Genomic DNA, 21,438 nt, shown 5'->3' with positions numbered 1-21,438 from the left:
TGTTATGCCCGAATTATTATTAAATTAATTAAAGGGTACTAAAATTCTTTAATATGAATTTATTGGCAACATGATGCATAACAATGGTAAATGTAAGAAATTTTGAATTTAAAATAGAAAAAAATGTATTTAATCGGTAAAACTTGCATTTAGTCGATTATTTTGTCATTTTATTCTTATCTGAATACTAAAATCTAAAAAACGAAGGTCTTGTATTTTGTAAAATAAAGGTAAAAAAGATTAACTTTTGAATGTTTCTAAATTAATATTAGCGCAAATTATTGATTGGAAGTGCATTAATCGCTTTCTTTTGATGAATATTGTTTGTAAATTTGCAGCCTTAAATTTTTTGACAACGATTTCATTAATTTAAGACAAATTATGGAAAATAGAAAAAAAGTTGCCTTTTACACTCTGGGTTGTAAACTGAATTTTTCAGAAACCTCTACAATCGCCAGAAGTTTTAATGACGAGGGTTTTGACCGCGTCGATTTTGAAGATGTTGCAGATATCTATGTGATTAATACCTGCTCTGTAACAGAAAATGCCGATAAACAATTTAAACAGGTTGTCAAAAAAGCCATGAAGCTGAACGATAAAGCTTTTGTTGCCGCTGTTGGCTGTTATGCGCAATTGAAGCCAGAAGAATTGGCTGCAGTTGACGGAGTTGATTTGGTTTTGGGCGCTACAGAAAAATTCAAAATCACAGACTATATCCATGATTTGAGCAAAAATGATATGGGTGAAGTGCACTCGTGCGAAATTGCCGAAGCTGATTTCTACGTAGGAAGTTATTCTATTGGAGATCGTACAAGAGCATTTTTGAAAGTTCAAGATGGTTGCGATTATAAATGTACCTATTGTACAATTCCGTTGGCAAGAGGAATTTCGAGAAGTGATGCTTTAGAAAATGTATTAAAAAATGCCAAAGAAATTTCTGCACAGAATATTCGTGAAATTGTTTTAACTGGTGTAAATATCGGTGATTATGGAAAAGGGGAGTTCGGAAACAAAAAACACGAACATACTTTTCTAGATTTAGTTCAGGCTTTAGACAAAGTAGAAGGAATCGAACGTTTAAGAATTTCGTCTATCGAACCAAATTTATTGAAAAACGAAACAATTGAATTTGTTTCTAAAAGCCGAACTTTTGTACCGCATTTTCATATTCCGCTGCAATCAGGAAGCAATGATATTTTGAAATTAATGAAACGCCGTTATTTACGTGAAGTTTATACAGATCGTGTTGCTAAAATTCGTGAAGTAATGCCTCACGCTTGCATTGGTGTAGATGTAATTGTTGGTTTTCCTGGAGAAACAGACGAGCATTTCTTAGAAACGTATCATTTCTTAAATGATTTAGATATTTCATATTTACACGTTTTTACGTACTCTGAAAGAGATAATACGGAAGCAGCAGAAATGGAAGGCGTAGTTCCTTCAAATGTTCGCGCTAAACGCAGTAAAATGCTTCGCGGTTTATCAGTTAAAAAACGCAGAGCTTTTTACGAAAGCCAATTAGGAACCAACAGAACTGTACTTTTTGAAAGTGAAAATAAAGAAGGATACATTCATGGATTTACTGAAAACTATGTGAAAGTAAAAACACCATGGAATCCAGAATTGGTAAATACGCTTCAAGATATCAATTTGACTAAGATTGATGAAGACGGAAGTGTTCGCATTGAGTTTTTGAATAAACTGGCGGAAGCTTAAAGATAAAGTTTGTCATTCCGAGGAACGAGGAATCACACTCGAAACTCGACAAAAATTGGCAATTATAGCATACGAAATTACTAGTGTGATTCCTCGTTCCTCGGAATGACAAAAAAGCCTCTTATTAGAGGCTTTTCTGTTTTATATATTATTCATTATCCTGAACAACCAATTTCAAAGAATTAATATAATCAGTGTCAAACTCAATAACTCGAATTTTTTCGGGATTAAATCCTAATTCTCCGCCAAATTGACCTCTTGTGTCTAAGAAATTAATAGTCAATTCTTCGTCATTCAATTCTATTAATTTTCCTAAATAGGCAGATTTAGATGATTTTTTGGCAATTTGAAAAATACCGTATTTCTCTGAAACGTACTTAATAATTGAAGCTAAATCTTTGATTGGGATAATATCATCAGAATTTGTTTTTAATCCCTTCAAACGAATTACTTTTTCTGTAAAAGCCAGATCATGATCTCGGTTTACGGCTTCAATATTTTTATTTCTCAGGATAACAAAACCATCCAAAACAAAATCTACAGGGTTATTTCGAAGCAAAATCCATTCATCGGAATAATCAATTAAAAACCCGCTGAAGATTTCTTTTTTATCCTGAAATTCTATTTCGACCAATTGTCTTAAATATTGTTCCATCATGTTTTTTTAAATTCCAATAATTAAATTCCAAACACTAAACTCCAAAAATCAAATCCCAAACTCCAAATGCTATGAGATTGGAATTTGGAATTTCATCCCGATAGCTATCGGGATGGAATTTAATTTTTTAAGGATTAGTAGACCAAATACTGCTGTTTTTGATAAACACTCTTCGGTTTAATTTTAACTGTGCAATAATTAAATCTGCCATATCTTCAGACTGCATTACTTTTTCTGGGTTTCCGTCAGTTAAGTTTAAATCTTTTGCCATGTCAGTTGCCACAGTACTTGGCGTTAGAGCTGTAACACGAATATTGTGTTTTCTCATTTCCTGCATTAAAGAATCAGTTAAACCTAAAACAGCAAACTTAGATGCGCTGTAAGCACTTGTCAATGCGTTTCCGTTTAATCCTGCAGTTGAAGAAATATTGATAATGTCTCCAGTTTGTCTTTCGATCATATTCGGGATAATGGCACGCGTAGTGTAATACGTTCCCATTAAATTTACCTGAATGATTCTTTCCCAAGCTTCTGGCTCCAACTCTAAGAATTTTCCAAAAGAAGCAATTCCAGCACTATTGATTAAAATATCGATGTGTTTAAATTCAGCAATAGCTTTTTCAACGGCAGAATTGATAGAATTAATGTCAGAAACATCGGCAGACAGCGCCAACGTTTTTACGCCAAGTTTTGCGGTTTCGGCAGCAAGCTGATCAATATCATTTTGAGTTCTTGAAACCAAAATCAGGTTTACACCTTCTTTTGCCAAAGCAATGGCAACAGCTTTTCCAATTCCTTTTCCTGCGCCTGTAATAAAGGCGTTTCTATTTTTTAAGTCGGTCATGATTGTGTTTTTAGAAATGCAGAAAGCATCATTTTAAGTCTTACAAAAATAAGCTTTTGAAGACTAAAATGATGCTTTAAAAGGTATTCTTAATCTAAGTTTAACAACTTTTTTTATTCTTTTAGAACCATGTCGATACACATGACAGCTCCTAAAATTAACTGTCTCAACGGACTGTCAGCAGCAACTGTTTCATCAATTTGAAGAACATAATTGTCGGCACTTGTAAAAAATTCTTTTCCTAATCCTGCCCATTTTTTACTTACTTGTGCCAATTGCTTGTTTTCATGTGAGAATTTGAAATCCCAACCAGTCCATTTTCCTTGAAGCGTTGCAACAGGTTTTTCATTTTTATCTAAAATTTCAAATCTTCCGCCGATTGAGAAAAATTTTTGTTTGAAAGTGCCAACTAAGCGATCTTTCTCGTCTAATACTTCAACGGTCGATCTAAAAATGGCAACGCCTCTTCTTACTGTAATTAATTTTTCTCCAGAAGCAGTTGTAATTTCAACATTAAATGGAGTTGCTCTTTTATAATCTGTAAAACGAAATACTTTTGTGAAGAATCCAAGATTGTTCTCTCGGCAGTTCATGATGATTTGATTCGTTTCTGGATGATATATATCGTAATTGTTTGCGGCTTTGAACATTCCAATATGTTCTTTTACTAAAAATAGATTTTGGCTTAAAATAGGATTCATACGTGTGTAAAATAAGTTTTGAAAATAAAGCTGCAAATGTAATACAATATTTATTAATTATACTGCTTAGAAGTTTCAACCAAACGAATAAATTCTGCTTTGTAACCTTCGCTGTCGTTAGAATTTCCTTGTTTTGCTAGTTTTACAATTTCTTCAGAAGACTTGTCGGCAATTAATTTTGAATCTCTCAATTTTAATCCGAACCAAGCTACGGCAGAACTAAACTTCATGTCATCACTCGCTTTATCCAAAGCAACCGATTTATTCTCGATTACCTGAACCATTTCGATGCTTTTATCGCCATCAGGTTTTTTGTAACGGAATTTTATCGTTGCCAATTCGTTGCTGTAATTGTTTGAATTGGTTTCGGTTTTAGTATATTTTAAAGGATCAGGCTGTTCAGCTAAATAATCACTTTTTACACCAGTTGGAATAATTTCATACAAAGCCGTCACAGTATGATTGCTTCCTAATTCGCCAGCATCAATAGCATCATTTTTGAAATCTTCTGGACGTAATTTTCTGTTTTCATAACCAATCAAACGATACGCTTGAACTTGCTTCGGATTGAACTCGATCTGGATTTTTACATCTTTCGCGATAGCAAACATCGAACCCTTGAATTCTTTTCCTAAAAAGCGATTCGCTTCCTGAATGTTGTCAATGTAAGCATAATTTCCGTTTCCTTTATCGGCCAAGATTTCCATTTTACTGTCTTTATAATTTCCCATTCCGTAACCCAGACAAGTCAAGAAAACACCTGTTTTTCTTTTTTCTTCAATCAATTTTTCCATATCAGAATTAGAAGAACTTCCCACATTAAAATCTCCGTCAGTTGCAAGAATCACACGATTGTTTCCACCTTTAATAAAATTTTCTGTTGCAGTTTTATAAGCCAATTCAATTCCTGCGCCTCCGGCTGTACTTCCGCCAGATTGTAATTTGTCCAAAACGTCGATAATCGTTTTTTTCTCATCTCCAGAAGTTGGAGGCAAAACCATTCCTGCAGCGCCCGCATAAACCACAATCGCTACTTTATCTTTTGCACGTAATTCGTTTACTAAAATTTTCATTGATTGTTTTAATAAAGGCAGTTTATTCATGTCGCTCATCGAACCCGAAACATCAATCAAGAAAACAAGATTAGAAGCAGGTAAATCGTTTGTTGGAATATTCTTTCCTTGTAAGCCAATTTTAAGGATTTTATTATTCTTATTCCAAGGAGAATCGCTTACTTCTGTATTGATAGAAAACGGATGCTCATTTTTTGGCTGTGGATAAGTATATTTAAAGAAATTAACCATTTCTTCTACACGAACCGCGTCTTTTGGAACTTGCTGGCCATTGTTTAAAAAACGTCTGATATTGGTATACGAAGCATTATCAACATCTATAGAAAATGTAGAAAGAGGCGCTGTTTTTGGACTTTCAAAAGCATTTTCTATAAAAGCATCATAATCTTCCTGAGTTGGTTCTGTCGGAATTGGCATAATATTTAATTTTTTATCCAGTTCTTTTTCAGAAAGATTTTTGTAGATTTCATTTTTGGTTGAAATTACCACAACACCATTCGAAGCTTTACTGCCATAAATTGAAGTCGCGGCTTGATCTTTTAAAACCGAAACATTATCAATATCATTCGGATTTATTTTTGCCATTTGATTGGCTTTTGCAGGAACTCCGTCAATAATATACATAGGTTCACTTTTTGGAGAAACTGATTCATTTGCGCGAATAGAAACAGTCGGGCTTGGCATAGCAGAATATCCCATAGAATTTTGAACTTGAATTCCTGCAACTTTTCCTTTAAGTGCCTGTGCTGCATCTTTTTTCTCTCTTCTTCTTTCAGCACGAGCATAGCTTCGGTCTTCATATTCTGAACTGCTTACGCCATAACCCAAAACTACAACTTCGCTTAAGGTCTGATTATCTGGAAGTAGTTTTATATTAATCGTATTTGAGTTTTGAACCTTTTGATTTTGGTTTTTGTATCCAATATAAGAGAAAACTAGCATGTCTCCAGTTTTAGCTTGAATGCTATATTTTCCATCAAAATCAGTTGCAACATTTTTTTTTGATGTCTGATTGAAAACGGTTACACCTGGAAGTGGCTGTTTTGTTTCATCTGAAACGATTCCAGAAATAGTTCTTTCTTGTGCTATGGTTACGAAACATATAACCATAGCAATGGCTGATGAAATAAGTTTTAGACTTTTCATGATAATAAGTTTTAGAATTAATGTTGAGATTTAACTTTGTCAAAGTTTGAAACTTTGACAAAGTTTTATTGTGGACCGATTATTTTTTCGGAGCCGGTTTTCCGTTTTTTGTAGTGATTATAACAACTCCCTTTTTACCTCTTTCGCCATATTTTTCGGTAGCTTCAAGGTCTTGCAAAATAGTTACGGTTTTAATGTCTTGTTTATCTAAAGGTGCATACGGACTAGTCGGGTTTTTGCCAAACAAATCATTTTCAGAATAGTAAATTCCATCAATAATGTACAAAGGTTCATCAAGGACAACAAGAGAATCTACATTTTCTGGATTTAGATTTGGAAGCTCATCTCGCACCATTTTATCTTTTTTTACGTCGTCGCTATGAGCCATTGCGTTTCCGTTAAGAATCACTAAAGGTACGTTCTTTTTTGCTTTTTGCGTTGGCGTTGCAGCGTAAGCAACTTTTGCAGATTCTCTTTGAGGATAACTTGAATAACCCATTTCTGGAGTTACTTCTTTTTTTGAAACGAAGTTATTTTCTTCCTCATAAGATTCACTTTTAAGAGGCGCATTTTCAGAAACGACAGTTTCTGCCGCAATACTCGGAGCTGGTGCAGATAAAACAGGTTCTGATTTTGGAATCGTTATTTCTTGAACCGCAACTCGTTCTTTATTTTTAGTCTGATTGTCTAAAATTTTAACTGCTTCTTCGTTTGAAACTATTCCTAAAGAAGTTGCATCATTTTGTTTTACAATTGGCTCTTCAGTTTGAGGCTGTTTTGCTTCTTTTTCTTCCAAAACTACTTTTGGAATTTCTGTTACAGTTTCTTTATTAGAATGTAAAAACTGAAAGCCTAGAGAAAGCAATAATAGAAGAGAAGCGGCAACCGCGATTTTTTTCCATAATGCAATTGTTTTTTTATCTTCTTTTTTGTCCAGTTTTTCTTCTACGCGCGCCCAGACTTTTTCCATTCCTGGAAAGCCTTGAAACTCGGCTTTTTGCGCAGCTTCTTTTATTTTATCGAATAATTTATCTTGATTGTCCATGACTATTTTGCTTTTTGATAATACAGTTTATTAACCAGTTCTTTCAGTTTGGTCTTAGCGGCATTCAATTGTGATTTTGAGGTGCCTTCAGAAATCTTCAGCATTTCGGCTATTTCTTTGTGTGAGAAACCTTCAATGACAAAAAGGTTAAACACAGTTTTACAGCCGTCAGGAATATGATTTAATAAATTAAGTAAATCTTCTTCTTCCAATGTATTCAGTTCGTCGACAGAAGGCTGCGAAAGCAGTTTCACATCATCTAAATACATATTAAAGTTGGTTTCTTTTCTAATCGTCGCCAAACAATGATTTACAGTTATGCGTCTTGCCCAAGCTTCAAAAGCATAAGCTTCTTTTAACTGTTCTAGTTTGGTGAAAATAGTAAAGAAAGAATCGGCCAAAGCTTCTTCGATTTCCTCTTCCTTTTTTAAATATCTTTTGCAAAGGCGGTACAACTTTGGCGCCATGTATTCGTACACCTGACGCTGGGCATCTCGGTGCATTTTTTTACAGTTTGCTATTTGAGTCTCGTTTATCACAATTGTTGTCTTTCTTGTATAGAGAGTAAAAAAGATAAAAAGGTTGGGACGGGGGTGAAAAAAATATTAAAATATTTTTTTTAAGGGACAAAGTTACAAAGCTACAAGTTACAAAGGTTTATTATAGAGACGCACTGCTCTGCTTCTTATCGTAATTATTCTCCTAAGCAAACATCATTATAAAATTCTACAATTTCTTTAATGTCTTCGAAAATCCATTTGTCGCTTTTTAGTTTTTTTACGATAAAATCGCAGTCAGCAAAAACTTTCGAAGTGTTTTTTCGCCATGAGTTTACAATCCCGCAGTTTAAACATGTTGGATATTTGTCTTTTTGTTTTTTGACATAATAAAATACGGAAGGGTCTGGTAAATTCCCATAAGGATAAGATGACTGTAGTTGCATATCTGAATTTACTTGGGATTTAAAGTCTGGATTTAAGTTTGCACCTCCAGAACTTGTAGGACGGTCGTCGTATGGATTATAAATTTTATCAGCAAGGCTAAAATCTGATCCAAGTTTTTTATATAAGGTTGCCTCTCCTTTAGTAATGATTTCTACCAATTTGGGTTTGTCCAAAGAATTTAATTTTACATATTCGAAAGTTCTTGAAAAACCAAAATCAACGAATTTAATTCTTTTTACAAATTCTTCGTCCCAAGTATCGGGTTTGTCTTCTAGAGCAACCTTAAATTTTATTTTATTGAATTTGAGATAAGCGTATCCTTCAATAGAATCTCCGTCTTTAAAATAGATTATGGCTTCTTGCTTTTGAGAATAAATTTTAAGGCTGATAAAAAATAGGATGAATATAATTCTGTAGAGTTGTTTCATTTAAGGGAGTATTTTTAACCTTTGTGTTTCTATGCGAATACCTTTGTGAATCTTTGTGTAATAGCTCTTTCGCAAAGATTCACAAAGCGACAGAGAGATTCGCTAAGTTTTATTTAATCGGCAAAGTCAATTTATAAATCTTCGTTTCTAAAACTTCTGTATCATTATCTTCGCAAAGCAAAAATTCGATTTTGTTGTTTTCTTTTTTATAGAAAGTCAGACCTTCAAATTTATTGGTTGAGGTAATTTTTTGAGTAAAATCTATTTTCATGGTTTTTACATCAATTCTTCCGATGAAACTTCCTAGAATTTCTCCGTCATCATAAGTCGATTTGGTGTCTTCGGCAGTTGAGAGGAAATAGATTTTATCGTCGACCAAAACAGCATCGGTAAAACTAGAACGAACGCCTTTTATTTTTGGCAGTTTGTAATTAACAGAAATTAGAGCAAATTCTTCTCCTAGATTTTTGGCGTGAATCGTAAAAATGGTGTTTTTGTTTGAAACGCCATTTCCGCGATTGAATAAATACCAGTTTTCGCCATCAAAAATAGCACCTTCTAGATTAAAATCTTCTGGTTTAATTTCTCCGAAATTCTGCATTACGGCATACAGATCGACTAAATTGTTTTTTTGTAAAACGGTTTTCGATTTCAAATCAAATTCAATCATTTTGTTTCGGTTTTCGGTTGAACCAGAACCAAAAACATAAAGTGTATCGTTATGATGTGTAAGTGACTCAAAATCGGGTTTTAAGTTTTTCGGAATATTCTGCGTTGGATTGTCAATTAAAGCATGCTGATTCAGTTGCTGATTTTGCATATTGTATTCGTAAAGAAATCCGCTGTTGTCGCCAATTACATAAAGCGCGTCATTATTGTAAAATAATCCCGATGCCGAGCCGATTCCGATGATTTGAAATAATATTTCTAATGTGAATTTTTCCATGAAAAGAGTTATTTTTTTAGATTTATAAGTCTTGTAGTTTCATTATTTACAACTTCTTGAATTCTGTCCAAGGTACTAGATGAAATGCATTCGGCAACACTTATATATACTAATTTATCATCATCTTTTAAGTTAATATTTTTCATCAATGCTTTATCCGAACTATTCATTCCGCTTATCAAATATATTGGAGTTTCGTTTTTATAAAGCAATGCAGCAATTTCAACTGCTCTTTTTAAAATCGCATTTTGTATTTTCTCTTCGTATTCTACATACTGTACATAACGAACGCACTGATACAAACTGCAAAATGGTATTTTGTTTAATTTGGCTGTATTTTTAACTTCGGGAAGTGGTTTTAGCTGCGAGAAACATTTTCCAAAAATCTCAACACGTATTTGATCTTCAAGAGAATCGATTTCATTTTGACAGAAACCTTGAATTCCTAATAAAAGTAGTAGTATTACAAAGCTTTTTTTCATTATCTAAATATAAAATCTAAAAATTATAGATGAATGTTGTTTTGAAAATAACTGCCTAGCCCTGATAGTCCCGAAGCTTCGGGAGAAATACTTTGAAAAGAAATGGCATTTTTTCCTGACAGAACAAAGCGACCGAAGGAAGCTCTTGTTGTGGCTTGGAAAAAAGCAATTTATTGAAAAGTATTGCAATGAATAGCAGGAATTTGCTTCGTAAAATTACTATATTTATGATACAAAATTCGAAAATATGAAATCAATAGACCCGAAAGATTTTAAAGTTACAAATAAAATCAAGTTAAGTAAACTTCCAACTTTATTAAAAGTAGATGCAGATGATGACGAAAAAGATGAAAAACTAGATAAAGTTCAAGCCAAATTGAGCGATTTGCAAGACGTAATGTATGCGCACAACAAATACAGCGTTTTGATTTGCCTGCAAGGAATGGATACTTCGGGAAAGGATAGTTTGATTCGAGAAGTTTTTAAGGAGTTTAATCCGCGTGGGGTTGTGGTGCATAGTTTTAAGACACCGACTTCTACAGAACTGGAGCATGACTATTTATGGCGTCACTATATTGCACTTCCAGAAAAAGGGAAGTTTGCCATTTTTAATAGAACACATTATGAAAATGTTTTGGTAACGCGTGTGCATCCTGAATATGTGCTGGCTGAAAACTTGCCAGGAATTGATTCTGTAGATGATATTACAACCGAATTTTGGAAAAACAGGATTGAACAGATTAATAATTTTGAAAAACACATTTGCCAAAACGGAACAATCGTAATGAAATTCTATTTGCATTTGAGCAAAGAAGAACAGCGCCAGCGTTTATTGCGTCGTTTGGAAGAAGAAAAACACAATTGGAAATTTTCGCCTGGAGACTTGAAAGAGCGTGGATATTGGGATGAATATATGAAGTATTATGAGGATGCGATAAATAAAACTTCTACAGCTCATGCGCCATGGTACATTGTTCCAGCCGATGACAAAGAAATGTCGCGTTATATTGTAGCTAAAATTATCTGGGAAGAAATGAAGAAACACACCGATATTAAAGAACCAGAACTAGACGAAAAAACAGCAATAAATATTGAGTTGTATAAGAAAGAATTAGGAGAGAAATAATTAGAGAATTAAGATAATTTGTCAATTAGATAATTTTGAACCCCGATAATTTTTTTAAACTGTCGGGGTTATTTTATATACCATTAGTCAACACAAAAACGCAGTTTGTCAAATTAATTTCAATAGCGCTTTACAATTATGGTCCTTTGTTGTTTGTTTAAAAAATATAGGGCTACTTTTGAAGTTAAATTTTCTCAAGAAATTATTTATAGATGATTGCAATCAATAAAAATAGGCACTGGATGTTTTTAGTCTTTTTCTGGTGTCTGTTAGGTTTTACAATTTGGGGACAGCTAATAGAAGATTACAGTTTTTGGTCTGCTTTTTCTCAGTCCGTTTTAATTTTATTTTGTTCAACCGCTTTAGCGCATTTTTTAAGTGATGTATTATTGCCTCGTGCTTTGCGAAAAAATAAAATGGCTTTGTTTGCCTTGCAAGGTATTGTGGTGGTTCTTATTCTGTCATTTTGCCTCGCAACCATATATGCCGTTTTTTCAAATCCAGAATCAAGAAGCAGGTTATATCCCGATCAAGCTGATTTGAGTACACTTCAGTTTTTATGGACACAATTTTATGGCAGCATTCCAGCCGCAATTTTAATAAGTAGCACAGCCTGCGGACTTCGGTTTTATCAGGAACATAATGCTATCGAAAGAAGTCATGCAGAATTGAAACAAGTGCATTTAGAAGCGCAAATCAAGATTTTGCAAGATCAGATCAATCCGCATTTGATGTTTAATGTGTTAAATCATATCCATATTCTAATGCAAAGCGATGTAAAGTTAGCTTCAGATTTATTGGTTCAGTTTTCGGATATTTTGCGGTACCAATTGTATGAATGCAACAAGGAATATGTGCCTTTGCATCTTGAAATCAAATATTTAAAGGATTTAATTGCTGTTGAAGAAACTCGTTGGGGAAATGAATTGGAAGTCAAAAGCAAATGGAGCATTGAAAATGGACAGCTTCAGATTGTGCCGTTGCTTTTGGTTCCGTTAATCGAAAATGCTTTTAAACATGTTTCCCGACTTCCAAATCAAAAAGGATATGTGCATTTGTCTTGCGAGCAAATAAATCATCAGCTGAGTTTTAAAATTGAAAACTCGTATACAGAGCAATACAAAATACCTTCAAAAAATCAAGGATTAGGTTTAGAGAATGTAAAGAAAAGACTGGAAATACAATATCCAGAGAAACACAGATTAGATATTCATAAAACTGATTCTGATTTTACTGTTGAAGTGGTTTTAGATTTAAAATAATTTTTTTGCCACGAATTGCACAAATTAGCACGAATTTTAAATCTGCAATGCTTTGTGTTCTAAGCATTATTTACAAAAATTAAAACTTTGCGAACTTTGCGATCCCGATAGCTATCGGGATTGTGTACTTTGCCGTTAAAGAAAAAATCTGCTAAATCTGTCAAATCTGCGGGAAACAAAAAACAAACCAGAAACAAAAAAACTATGAAAATGAAATGTCTCATAATCGACGATGAACCTATAGCAAGAAACGGAATAGCAGATTTTGTTTCTAAAATTGATTTTCTCGAAACTGTTGGCACTTGTGCTTCGGCTCTAGAAGCCACTTCCTATCTTCAGGAAAAAGCGATAGATTTATTATTTCTGGATATAAATATGCCTTATTTGTCTGGATTGGAATTTTTAGAATCTTTAGAAAACCCGCCATTGGTGATTTTTACAACTGCTTATTCAGAACATGCTTTAGACGGATACCGCCTTCAGGTTGTGGATTATTTATTAAAGCCAATTACTTTTCAGCGTTTCTATCAGGCTTCGTTAAAAGCAAAACAATGGCATCAGATGCTGAGCTCGCCAAAACAAAATCAATTGGATCCTTTTTTGTATGTGCGTCAGGAAGAAGGATTTCAGAAAATTTCTTGGATTGATATTTTGTATATCGAAGGAATGCAAAATTATGCTAAACTTCATTTTAAAGATAAAGTGCTGATTATTCATCAGACGATGATTTCATTAGAAGAAACACTTCCCAAAGAAATTTTCTTTCGAATCCATAAATCATTTCTCGTAAATGTTACGCATATAGATTCTATTTCTGGCGGACGTTTATTTATAAAAGGACAAGAACTACCTATTTCAAGAACACGCCGTGAGGAATTATTGAAAGAGGTAGTGTATAAAAACTTATTAAGCAGATAGCTCTAGAATTTCCATTTTAGAGCTATTGCTCCATAAAAAGTGGTCGTGAATCTTGGATCAGCAATATCTTTTTCCTTAAAGATTTCTTTAATTTTTCGGTTTGTTGTCGAAAAACTTCGAACAAGAGTAGTTCCTCCAGTTGGTTCTAAAATCCAATGTTTTCCAAATTTCATCTGAGGTCGTAAGCCTGCAATTATCTGCTGATATCCAAGCAGAGTGGATTTATTTCCAATATTGGTTTCAGCTGTCATTCCGCTTATTTCGACTACTGCTTTTAAGTCAAAATTATCAGACATTCGATAGCCTATTTCTACACCTTCGGGAAAAGCAACTTTAAAATGTAAAGCGCCAGTAGATTCCCAGTTAAAATAAATTCCAGGAAGAACCATCGGAACACCAAAACTATTAGTTAAAACCGGACCAGCACCCAAAGCCAGTTTAGGATTAAATTGTTTGATAAAAAGAATGCCGCCTTGAAGCAGGACATCATCTTTATTAATTTCAACCATATCCGTATAAACACCTACAGAAGCCATAATTAATAAAGACCAAGAAGAAGAAATAGAGCGCAAATGTTTGACTCCAATTTGCGTATTGAGCAATTCATTCGGGAATCCGCTTTGAAATTCTATTGGAAGATCTTGAATGTTGTAGTTTCTGTTTTCCATTTTGGCATAACTGGCATTAAAAAATACCGACCAGAGTTTTGGATGATCGTATTTATCCATTTTTAAAGATAGTGGCACTTCAAAGGCCAGCTGTGCTCTTTTAAAATTGCTTTCAGCATTTGTCTTAGTGCTGTCTATTGGCCGTACATATTTAGAAAATGGGACATAATCGAGTTTAAATTCACCTGAAATTCCTGATTGTGAACGTGCAGCTAGGGTAGCCAATAAAAAAAGAAAAAGCTGCGATAGATAAAAGATTGTTTTGCTCATAATTTGATTAATTTTTCTGCGAATTACCACGTTCTAAATCAATCCAAAAAAATCATTTGACTACCAGCACTTTTCTTTTGACCAACGGTATAAAATAAAAAATCCGACAACTATTACAAGCTGTCGGATTTTTACCAAAAACAAAATAATAAATTAAACCTATTTTTTAAAGTTTAAAACCATAAGCAACACGCAATGCTACTTGATTGGTTCTAAAGTCATGATAATCTTCGTAACGAACACTTAAATCGATGTACTTGTTGGCATAACCAATTCCTGGAGCCCATAAAAAGGTAGTTTTATCGTAACCGTTTGTTACAGCAAAACCAGCACCCAGTTCTCCTAAAACATAAAATTGATCTTTTAATACAAAAGCTTTAAAACCTGCTTTGGCTGGAATGAATCCAAGATCTTTTATGTTATTTCCAAGTTCATCTTTCCCCATAAATAAATTTGTAAATCCCGTTGTTAAGGTTAATGATGTTTTTTTAGAAAGATCGTACTGTAAACGTACATCTCCACCCAGAGACCAGTCATAATCGTTATCGGTTGGAAGACCTCCATTTAAACCGACTCCTAATCTAAAACCCTGATCGTAATTTTCGACTTCGCTGTCTTGAGCAAAAGTTGTGTTGGCAAATAAAAACGTGAACGCAGCTAGGCATAACATCTGTAATTTTTTCATGGCTTATATTTTTGAAATTTCTATGATGTAAAATTATATGGAAGCCATTTGGAGTTTGTTATACAATTTTTAAAAATCGTTACATAATATTGAGTTCGTCTTATTTTTGTCTTAAAATTGGGATATATTTTTATTGATAGGATAGAATTCGAAGCTTCTGACTATCTTTGCGCACAAAATAGATTAGAAGTGAATTTAAAGCAGTACACCAAAGAGTTTTCGTATAATTTAAGGCTGGCATATCCTGTTATTTTAGGAATGGTTGGACATACTTTAATTGGTATCGTCGATAATATAATGGTTGGTAAAATTGGAAGCACGGAATTGGCGGCAGTTTCACTTGGAAATAGCATGATTTTTATTGCAATGTCTTTGGGAATTGGTTTTTCTACAGCTATTACGCCAATTGTTGCCGAAGGTGATGCGGAGAAAAATGATACTAAAATTCGGTCGGCTTTTCATCATGGATTATTTCTTTGTACCATTCTAGGATTAGTGCTTTTTACGATAATCATGTTTGCTAAACCCATTATGGAATTGCTAAAACAGCCAGCAGATGTAATCGTGCTGGCAAAACCCTATTTAGGATGGGTGGCTTTTTCTCTAATTCCATTAGTAATGTATCAGGGTTATAAACAGTTTGCAGACGGAATGTCGTTAACCAAATATTCTATGTATGCTATGGTAATGGCAAACGTTCTTCACGTTGGAATTAATTATGTTTTAATATACGGTATTTGGTTTTTTCCAAAAATGGGAATTATCGGAGCGGCTTTAGGAACTGTAATTTCTAGAATATTTTTAGTAATGTTCATGCACATTATGCTTTCGCGAAGAGACGATTTAAAACGCTTTTTTAAAGGTTTTAGTTTTAATGAAATAAAAAAAGCAACCATAAAAAAAATTATCAGTATCGGATTTCCCTCTGCGATGCAAATGCTTTTTGAAGTAGTTTTATTTACTGCCTCGATTTGGCTTTGCGGGAATATCGGAAAGACAAGTCAGGCGGCAAATCAGATTGCTTTGAGTTTGGCGTCGATGACTTTTATGTTTGCAATGGGATTAAGCGTGACTTCTATGGTTCGTGTAAGTAATCAAAGAGGGTTGATGGATTATAAAAAACTGATTGTTGTAGCACGTTCTATATTTTTGCTAGCCATTATTTTAGAAACTGTTTTTGCTATTTTCTTTATTGTTTTCCACGATTATCTTCCAAATATTTTCTTGAATATGGAGAATACTGGACAGATTTTGGATAATGAGGAAGTAATTGCCATTGCCTCAAAACTGCTTTTAATTGCAGCTGTTTTCCAAATTTCTGACGGAATCCAAGTTGTGGTTTTAGGTGCTTTGCGCGGATTGCAAGATGTAAAAGTGCCTATGTACATTACTTTTGTAGCCTATTGGGTTATTGGTTTTCCTATTTCGTATTATTTAGGAGAACACACCGAATTGAAAGCGCAAGGTGTTTGGGTCGGACTTTTGGCAGGTTTAACAGCCGCAGCGATCTGTTTGTATGTCCGTTTTCATTACTTAACCAAAAGATTGGTTAAGAATTCAGATACAGAATAATTAAATTTGAAAAAATAAAAGGCTGATTTTTATATATGAAATCAGTAGCAAAACAATAAATTAATCAATTACTAAAAAAAAATAAACATATGGAATTACCTAAATTTTTACTTGGAGACAACACTGATTTTCCAGATGATATTTTTATCATCCACCTAGATTATCCAAGATTTATTATCAATTTAAAAGACGATGAGGTTGAGTTTTTAGAAGAACCTGAAGATCTTGATGAAGCAGAATTAAATGCTGAAATGGAAAGTTTAATTGAAAAAGCAAATGAGTTTTATGATAGAGAAATTAACCGTTACGAAGAGTAATTGTTTTTCTGATCTTACGTTCCTATACTATTTTTAATGAAAAATTTACGTTTCCTAAAGCCGATTTTTAGTTTTATTGCAATCGGATTATTGATAACCACTCTAAGCCGAATCTTTTTATTTTTTCTTTTTAAAGAAAGAGTAGTCCAAACGCCAGATTTCTGGTATATTTTTCCAATCGGTCTTCGAATGGATTTGATATTGCTTTGCTATTTGTCGTTTCTACCCGCATTGCTAATTACTTTTCTGCCGAATAAATGGATAAAATTCACCAACAAATTTCTGGTAATTTATAGTTTTCTATTTCTGTTTTTAATTCTTTTTGTGGAATTAGCTTCGCCAGATTTTGTAAAACAATATGACACGCGTCCAAATAAGATTTTCTTAGATTATCTTATTTATCCGAAAGAAGTGGTTGGAATGCTTTTAAAAAGCTATCTGACTTCTATCGTCGTGACATTCCTAATTTTGGGAGTTGTGATGTATTTTGCTTTCAAAAAGGGGAAAAAATATTTTCATACGACCAGCGCAGATTACAAATTCAAATTAATGGTATTTCCATTAGTGGCTTTTTTATTGTTTTTTGGAGCGCGTTCGAGTCTAACTTCAAAACGTCCTATTAATGCGAGTAATGCTGTTTTCTCGACAGATCAATTGACAAATACTTTGGGATTAAATTCATTTTATACAGTAGCTTTTGCAGCTTATTCGATCAAAAATGAAGGAAATACTAAAATGTATGGTAAAATGGATGAAGCCGAGGCAATTGCTCGTGTAAAGAAATACATGATCGCTGGGCCAAACGATTTTACAGATAAAGATATCCCGTTTTTACATGTGCAGCAACCAGATTCCGTTGTAAAGAAACCATACAATCTGGTTATCTTTTTGCAAGAAAGTTTAGGTGCAGAATATGTTGGAATTTTAGGAGGTAAACCATTGACTCCAGAATTTGATAAATTATCTAAAGAGGGAACTTTGTTCACCAATTTGTATTGCACAGGAACCAGAAGCGTACGCGGAATTGAAGCGGTTGTGACCGGATTTTTGCCTTCGCCATCAGAAAGTGTTGTAAAGCTTGGAAACTCACAGCAAGGATTTTTTACTTTAGCGGAAGCATTAAAACAAAAAGGTTACGATACCAGTTTCATTTATGGCGGAATGGCCAATTTTGACAACATGGCTTCTTTTTTCAACGGAAATGGTTTTACAGACATTGTGGACCAAACTGATTTTGATTCTGATGGAAATAAATATGCTTTCAAAGGAACTTGGGGTTATTCTGATGAAGATTTGGTGACCAAAGCCAATCAGTATTTTAAATCAAAAGGCGATAAACCGTTTTTCTCTTTAATGTTCTCGACTTCAAATCATGAGCCTTTTGAATATCCGGCAGGAAGAATTAAACCTTATGATAAAAAGCCTAATACGGTAAACAATGCTATGAAATATGCCGATTTCTCTATTGGAAAATTCTTTGAAATGGCTAAAAAAGAACCGTATTTTAAAAATACAATTTTCATTGTAATTGCAGATCACAATACCAGAACGTATGGTAAAAATTTAGTTCCAATCAATAAATTCCATATTCCAGCATTTATCATGGGGCCAGGAGTTCCAAAAGGAGCTATTTATGATAGATTGGCAAGTCAGATTGATATTCCGCCAACATTATTAGGATATTTAGGAATGCCTTTCGAAACTCCTATGGTAGGTCGAAATCTAGCTAAACTAGATCCAAAAGTACAAGGAAGATCTATTATGCAGTTTAATGATATCAATGCATTTAGAGTAGAAAACCAAGTGGTGATCATGCAACCCAATTTGAAACCACTTCAATTTGAAATAAAAAATGATACCACTTTAGTTCCTGTAAAACTAAACGAAGATTTAGCAAAAGATGCTTTGGCGCATGTTATTACAGCAGGGAATTTGTATAAGGAAAGCAAGTATAAGCTTAGAGCTAAAAAATAGTAACAAAGTAACAAAGAAACAAAGCTTTTACTCTGTCACTTTGTATCTCTGTTACTTTGTTACTTTGTCTCTTTATTGAAATATATTTTCAACAAACTAGAAGCAGCTGCAAACGATGAAATTTCATTGTTTTGCACTGCTTTTTTACTTTCTTCTAATAATGATATGATTTCTGGCTGATTATAGAAATTTTGTTTTAGCTGTTCGTTAATGGTTTCCATCATCCAGAAGTGATTTTGCTCATTTCTTTTTTCTTGGAAAAACCCGGTTTCTTTCGTCATTTCAAAATAATCAGAAATAGTGTTCCAAACTTCAGAAATGCCATCTTTTGTCAACGAACTGCAAGTAGTTACTTTCGGCTGCCAGTTTGATTTTTTTGGAGGAAATAAATGCAAAGCGCGATTAAATTCTACTTTCGCCTGATTGGCTTTTTTTACATTATCGCCATCAGCTTTATTAATGACAATAGCATCTGCCATTTCCATAATGCCACGTTTAATGCCTTGAAGTTCGTCGCCAGCACCAGAAATCTTTAAAAGTAAAAAGAAATCGACCATACTGTGAACAGCAGTTTCACTTTGGCCTACACCAACAGTTTCAATAATAATGGTGTCAAAACCTGCGGCTTCACAAAGTATGATAGTTTCTCTGGTTTTTCTTGCTACACCGCCTAAAGTCTCTCCCGAAGCGCTTGGTCGGATAAATGCATTTTCGTCCTTAACCAATTCCTCCATTCTAGTTTTGTCGCCTAAAATACTTCCGTGTGAAAGAGAACTGCTTGGGTCAACTGCTAAAACTGCGACCTTTTTTCCTAATTGTGTCAGGTGTTTTCCAAAAGCCTCAATAAAAGTACTTTTTCCAACACCCGGAACACCAGTAATTCCAATGCGAATTGATTTATTGGCATGAGACAAACAGCCTTGAATAACTTCGCCAGCTTTCTCAAAATGATCTGGATTAGTGCTTTCAATTAAAGTAATCGCGCGACTGAGAGAAGTTCTGTTTCCTTCTAAAATGCCATCAATTAGTTCTTGAGAAGTGGGCTGTTGCCTGCGTTTGCTTTTAATTTGATTGATAGCCGAAATATTGGTGATTTCGGGAGGTGAAATTCCAGCTTTTTCAGATATATTGCCAGTTTGTTTATTAGAATTTGACAAAACGCACTTTTTAGAAATGTAAAAGTACAGAAAACAAAAACAGTTTCAAAAAGTTAGTTCGCCACGAATTGCACGAATTTGTTATTCTCAAAATGAGCTGAAAAAAGATTTGCCACGAATTCACGAATTTTATTTTTAAAATCTTTGAGATTATTTTTTCGAATTAATTCGAATAATAATATCAGACATAGTTTTTCAAATGAAAATTCGTGAATTGCTTCGCCTTTTCGCTATCGCTCGAGTCGTGGCAAAAAAAACTTAGAATCTTAGTGCCTTAGCATCTTAGCATCTTTAAAAATTAATATCCAGCTGTAAAGCGTACTTGATGATGTTTTGGAGTTTCTACTTCGTCAGCAATTACAACAGCTAAATCTTCTACAGATAAAATACTTCTTTGTTCGTCATTAAAAACAGGATTTTCTAAACCTAAACGGTAATTTCCAGTTCTTCCTGTTTTAGTTCCAGCATGCATTTCGAAAGCAGGGCTAAAGAATGCCCAATCCAAATCTTTTTCTTCTTTGATGATATTTAAATAATGTCTGGCGGCGTTGGCTCCAGGGAAAATCTCCTTTGGAAAATCTGGAGTGTCAACTGCTTGTAAATCTGGGGCAACATATAAACTTCCAGCTCCACCAATTGTAATAAAACGTTTAACACCCGATTTTTTAACCGCTTCCTGAATAGCTTGTGAACCTGCTAAAAAATCATCGTAAATATTAGGGTTAGTCCAACCGGGATTGTAAGCATTGACAACAGCATCGTGACCTTTCAAGATTTCTGCCAAAGCGTCAACATTAAAAATATCTGCAGCAATCCATTTAGCATTTGCTGTATCTTTTGGAGTTCTTGCAATAGCAGTGATTTCGTGTTTTCTGTCTGCTAATTCGTTTAAAATTGCTGAGCCAACAAATCCTGTAGCTCCTATAAGTGCGATTTTCATAATATTAAATTTATTTAGTAATAAAAAATGTTACAGTTTCGGGTAAAAAAATAGTTTTAAAATTGATTCGAAAAATCTTCCAATGAAATTCCCTCCAGCTGTCTGCTGACGTTTTGATTCATTTCGCTATATAAAGCTTCCAAATGCTGATTGATGTTTTTTCCAACAGGACAATCAGGATTCGGCTGATTCTTTGCAAAGCCTAACCCAATTGTTTCAAAGGTCATTTCGAATATTTGTTTTAAAGTTAGATCAGCAGCATTGACCGCTAATTTTGTACCGCCATTTTTTCCTTCTTTACTTTCTACAATATGATGAGCTTTTAAATTGGCAATTTCTTTTCGAACCAAAACAGGATTTAGATTAATACTTCCCGCAATAAACTCCGATGACAAATAATCATTGGGGAATTTATGGAGCAAAGTAAGAATGTGAATCGTTATGGCAAATTTACCTGAAATCATACTGTAATAAAATATGTTACAAATTTACATCTTTTTGTAACACAAAGTACTAATTTAACTAAAAATTAATTCTTTACCTCAAATTTTAAATACTTATTTTTG

At 33.8% G+C, this 21,438-nt stretch carries 21 protein-coding genes; 7 read left to right on the top strand and 14 right to left on the bottom strand.

The window, feature by feature from the left end; genetic code table 11:
* The first annotated feature begins 381 nt into the window (after positions 1 to 381).
* Positions 382 to 1,716, top strand: coding sequence for a tRNA (N(6)-L-threonylcarbamoyladenosine(37)-C(2))-methylthiotransferase MtaB (gene mtaB, locus BLP44_RS13695; RefSeq protein ID WP_091133671.1), 1,335 nt, complete (start codon positions 382 to 384; stop codon positions 1,714 to 1,716).
* 148 nt (positions 1,717 to 1,864) lie between these two features.
* On the opposite strand, the gene BLP44_RS13690 is transcribed toward mtaB, so the two are convergent.
* From BLP44_RS13690 to BLP44_RS13650, 9 genes are all read right to left on the bottom strand, one after another.
* A complete protein-coding gene (locus tag BLP44_RS13690) occupies positions 1,865 to 2,371 on the bottom strand; it encodes a hypothetical protein (RefSeq protein WP_091133669.1) in 507 nt (168 codons plus the stop codon).
* 130 nt (positions 2,372 to 2,501) lie between these two features.
* The gene (locus tag BLP44_RS13685) at positions 2,502 to 3,218 is read right to left on the bottom strand and encodes a 3-ketoacyl-ACP reductase (protein WP_008468019.1); all 717 of its coding nucleotides are present in this window, start codon (positions 3,216 to 3,218) and stop codon (positions 2,502 to 2,504) included.
* Positions 3,219 to 3,331: 113 nt separating this feature from the next.
* The gene (locus BLP44_RS13680) at positions 3,332 to 3,919 is read right to left on the bottom strand and encodes an LURP-one-related family protein (protein WP_091133666.1); all 588 of its coding nucleotides are present in this window, start codon (positions 3,917 to 3,919) and stop codon (positions 3,332 to 3,334) included.
* Positions 3,920 to 3,972: 53 nt separating this feature from the next.
* Complete coding sequence (locus tag BLP44_RS13675; protein WP_091133664.1) at positions 3,973 to 6,138, bottom strand: vWA domain-containing protein; 2,166 nt, start codon at positions 6,136 to 6,138, stop codon at positions 3,973 to 3,975.
* A gap of 79 nt (positions 6,139 to 6,217) precedes the next feature.
* Entirely contained in the window at positions 6,218 to 7,183 is a 966-nt protein-coding gene (locus BLP44_RS13670; RefSeq protein WP_091133662.1) for a hypothetical protein, read from the bottom strand.
* Between the two features lie 2 nt (positions 7,184 to 7,185).
* A complete protein-coding gene (locus BLP44_RS13665; RefSeq protein ID WP_008468024.1) occupies positions 7,186 to 7,686 on the bottom strand; it encodes an RNA polymerase sigma factor in 501 nt (166 codons plus the stop codon).
* A 191-nt stretch (positions 7,687 to 7,877) separates the two neighbouring features.
* The gene (locus BLP44_RS13660; RefSeq protein ID WP_091133660.1) at positions 7,878 to 8,555 is read right to left on the bottom strand and encodes a hypothetical protein; all 678 of its coding nucleotides are present in this window, start codon (positions 8,553 to 8,555) and stop codon (positions 7,878 to 7,880) included.
* 109 nt (positions 8,556 to 8,664) lie between these two features.
* Positions 8,665 to 9,501 carry a DUF6929 family protein gene (locus BLP44_RS13655; RefSeq protein WP_066033769.1) on the bottom strand — a complete coding sequence of 279 codons (837 nt, stop codon included), beginning with the start codon at positions 9,499 to 9,501 and terminating at the stop codon, positions 8,665 to 8,667.
* 8 nt (positions 9,502 to 9,509) lie between these two features.
* Positions 9,510 to 9,983, bottom strand: coding sequence for a hypothetical protein (locus BLP44_RS13650; RefSeq protein ID WP_091133658.1), 474 nt, complete (start codon positions 9,981 to 9,983; stop codon positions 9,510 to 9,512).
* A 247-nt stretch (positions 9,984 to 10,230) separates the two neighbouring features.
* Between BLP44_RS13650 and BLP44_RS13645 the strand changes: the two genes are divergently transcribed.
* From BLP44_RS13645 to BLP44_RS13635, 3 genes are all read left to right on the top strand, one after another.
* The gene (locus tag BLP44_RS13645) at positions 10,231 to 11,109 is read left to right on the top strand and encodes a PPK2 family polyphosphate kinase (RefSeq protein ID WP_091133655.1); all 879 of its coding nucleotides are present in this window, start codon (positions 10,231 to 10,233) and stop codon (positions 11,107 to 11,109) included.
* Between the two features lie 242 nt (positions 11,110 to 11,351).
* Positions 11,352 to 12,371, top strand: a complete 1,020-nt coding sequence (locus BLP44_RS13640; protein WP_244511773.1) for a sensor histidine kinase — start codon at positions 11,352 to 11,354, stop codon at positions 12,369 to 12,371.
* A 204-nt stretch (positions 12,372 to 12,575) separates the two neighbouring features.
* Complete coding sequence (locus BLP44_RS13635; protein WP_008468029.1) at positions 12,576 to 13,289, top strand: LytR/AlgR family response regulator transcription factor; 714 nt, start codon at positions 12,576 to 12,578, stop codon at positions 13,287 to 13,289.
* Positions 13,290 to 13,291: 2 nt separating this feature from the next.
* Here BLP44_RS13635 and BLP44_RS13630 read toward each other — a convergent pair whose 3' ends face one another.
* Both BLP44_RS13630 and BLP44_RS13625 read right to left on the bottom strand, forming a co-directional pair.
* The gene (locus BLP44_RS13630; protein ID WP_091133651.1) at positions 13,292 to 14,227 is read right to left on the bottom strand and encodes a DUF6268 family outer membrane beta-barrel protein; all 936 of its coding nucleotides are present in this window, start codon (positions 14,225 to 14,227) and stop codon (positions 13,292 to 13,294) included.
* A gap of 166 nt (positions 14,228 to 14,393) precedes the next feature.
* A complete protein-coding gene (locus BLP44_RS13625; protein ID WP_008468032.1) occupies positions 14,394 to 14,912 on the bottom strand; it encodes an outer membrane beta-barrel protein in 519 nt (172 codons plus the stop codon).
* 189 nt (positions 14,913 to 15,101) lie between these two features.
* Here BLP44_RS13625 and BLP44_RS13620 point away from each other — a divergent pair, with 189 nt between their 5' ends.
* The 3 genes from BLP44_RS13620 (at position 15,102) to BLP44_RS13610 (ending at position 18,775) form a co-directional block, all read left to right on the top strand.
* Positions 15,102 to 16,484 (top strand): MATE family efflux transporter, encoded by a 1,383-nt coding sequence (locus BLP44_RS13620; RefSeq protein ID WP_091133746.1) that lies wholly within the window; start codon positions 15,102 to 15,104, stop codon positions 16,482 to 16,484.
* A gap of 89 nt (positions 16,485 to 16,573) precedes the next feature.
* Positions 16,574 to 16,801, top strand: a complete 228-nt coding sequence (locus BLP44_RS13615) for a hypothetical protein (RefSeq protein ID WP_008468034.1) — start codon at positions 16,574 to 16,576, stop codon at positions 16,799 to 16,801.
* Between the two features lie 36 nt (positions 16,802 to 16,837).
* Positions 16,838 to 18,775: an LTA synthase family protein gene (locus tag BLP44_RS13610; RefSeq protein WP_091133649.1), complete on the top strand. Its 1,938-nt coding sequence runs from the start codon at positions 16,838 to 16,840 to the stop codon at positions 18,773 to 18,775.
* 59 nt (positions 18,776 to 18,834) lie between these two features.
* On the opposite strand, the gene meaB is transcribed toward BLP44_RS13610, so the two are convergent.
* The 3 genes from meaB to BLP44_RS13595 form a co-directional block, all read right to left on the bottom strand.
* Positions 18,835 to 19,932 (bottom strand): methylmalonyl Co-A mutase-associated GTPase MeaB, encoded by a 1,098-nt coding sequence (gene meaB, locus BLP44_RS13605; protein WP_091133647.1) that lies wholly within the window; start codon positions 19,930 to 19,932, stop codon positions 18,835 to 18,837.
* Between the two features lie 298 nt (positions 19,933 to 20,230).
* Positions 20,231 to 20,872: an NAD(P)-dependent oxidoreductase gene (locus BLP44_RS13600; RefSeq protein WP_091133645.1), complete on the bottom strand. Its 642-nt coding sequence runs from the start codon at positions 20,870 to 20,872 to the stop codon at positions 20,231 to 20,233.
* 56 nt (positions 20,873 to 20,928) lie between these two features.
* Complete coding sequence (locus BLP44_RS13595) at positions 20,929 to 21,336, bottom strand: RrF2 family transcriptional regulator (protein WP_008468038.1); 408 nt, start codon at positions 21,334 to 21,336, stop codon at positions 20,929 to 20,931.
* Positions 21,337 to 21,438: the final 102 nt, after the last annotated feature.

Source organism: Flavobacterium anhuiense, assembly GCF_900101855.1.
Classification (GTDB): domain Bacteria; phylum Bacteroidota; class Bacteroidia; order Flavobacteriales; family Flavobacteriaceae; genus Flavobacterium; species Flavobacterium anhuiense.
This window is presented reverse-complemented; position numbering and strand designations above follow the sequence as displayed.

Excerpts from the sequence above, each read along its gene's own strand:
- BLP44_RS13600 (WP_091133645.1), bottom strand. The coding sequence starts at position 20,872 with ATGAAAATCGCACTTATAGGAGCTACAGGATTTGTTGGCTCAGCAATT.
- BLP44_RS13660 (WP_091133660.1), bottom strand. The coding sequence starts at position 8,555 with ATGAAACAACTCTACAGAATTATATTCATCCTATTTTTTATCAGCCTT.
- BLP44_RS13655 (WP_066033769.1), bottom strand. The coding sequence starts at position 9,501 with ATGGAAAAATTCACATTAGAAATATTATTTCAAATCATCGGAATCGGC.
- BLP44_RS13625 (WP_008468032.1), bottom strand. The coding sequence starts at position 14,912 with ATGAAAAAATTACAGATGTTATGCCTAGCTGCGTTCACGTTTTTATTT.
- BLP44_RS13685 (WP_008468019.1), bottom strand. The coding sequence starts at position 3,218 with ATGACCGACTTAAAAAATAGAAACGCCTTTATTACAGGCGCAGGAAAA.
- BLP44_RS13680 (WP_091133666.1), bottom strand. The coding sequence starts at position 3,919 with ATGAATCCTATTTTAAGCCAAAATCTATTTTTAGTAAAAGAACATATT.
- BLP44_RS13650 (WP_091133658.1), bottom strand. The coding sequence starts at position 9,983 with ATGAAAAAAAGCTTTGTAATACTACTACTTTTATTAGGAATTCAAGGT.
- BLP44_RS13675 (WP_091133664.1), bottom strand. The coding sequence starts at position 6,138 with ATGAAAAGTCTAAAACTTATTTCATCAGCCATTGCTATGGTTATATGT.
- BLP44_RS13615 (WP_008468034.1), top strand. The coding sequence starts at position 16,574 with ATGGAATTACCTAAATTTTTACTTGGAGACAACACTGATTTTCCAGAT.
- BLP44_RS13670 (WP_091133662.1), bottom strand. The coding sequence starts at position 7,183 with ATGGACAATCAAGATAAATTATTCGATAAAATAAAAGAAGCTGCGCAA.
- mtaB (WP_091133671.1), top strand. The coding sequence starts at position 382 with ATGGAAAATAGAAAAAAAGTTGCCTTTTACACTCTGGGTTGTAAACTG.
- BLP44_RS13635 (WP_008468029.1), top strand. The coding sequence starts at position 12,576 with ATGAAAATGAAATGTCTCATAATCGACGATGAACCTATAGCAAGAAAC.
- BLP44_RS13595 (WP_008468038.1), bottom strand. The coding sequence starts at position 21,336 with ATGATTTCAGGTAAATTTGCCATAACGATTCACATTCTTACTTTGCTC.
- BLP44_RS13665 (WP_008468024.1), bottom strand. The coding sequence starts at position 7,686 with ATGCACCGAGATGCCCAGCGTCAGGTGTACGAATACATGGCGCCAAAG.
- BLP44_RS13630 (WP_091133651.1), bottom strand. The coding sequence starts at position 14,227 with ATGAGCAAAACAATCTTTTATCTATCGCAGCTTTTTCTTTTTTTATTG.
- BLP44_RS13645 (WP_091133655.1), top strand. The coding sequence starts at position 10,231 with ATGAAATCAATAGACCCGAAAGATTTTAAAGTTACAAATAAAATCAAG.
- BLP44_RS13640 (WP_244511773.1), top strand. The coding sequence starts at position 11,352 with ATGTTTTTAGTCTTTTTCTGGTGTCTGTTAGGTTTTACAATTTGGGGA.
- BLP44_RS13690 (WP_091133669.1), bottom strand. The coding sequence starts at position 2,371 with ATGGAACAATATTTAAGACAATTGGTCGAAATAGAATTTCAGGATAAA.
- BLP44_RS13610 (WP_091133649.1), top strand. The coding sequence starts at position 16,838 with ATGAAAAATTTACGTTTCCTAAAGCCGATTTTTAGTTTTATTGCAATC.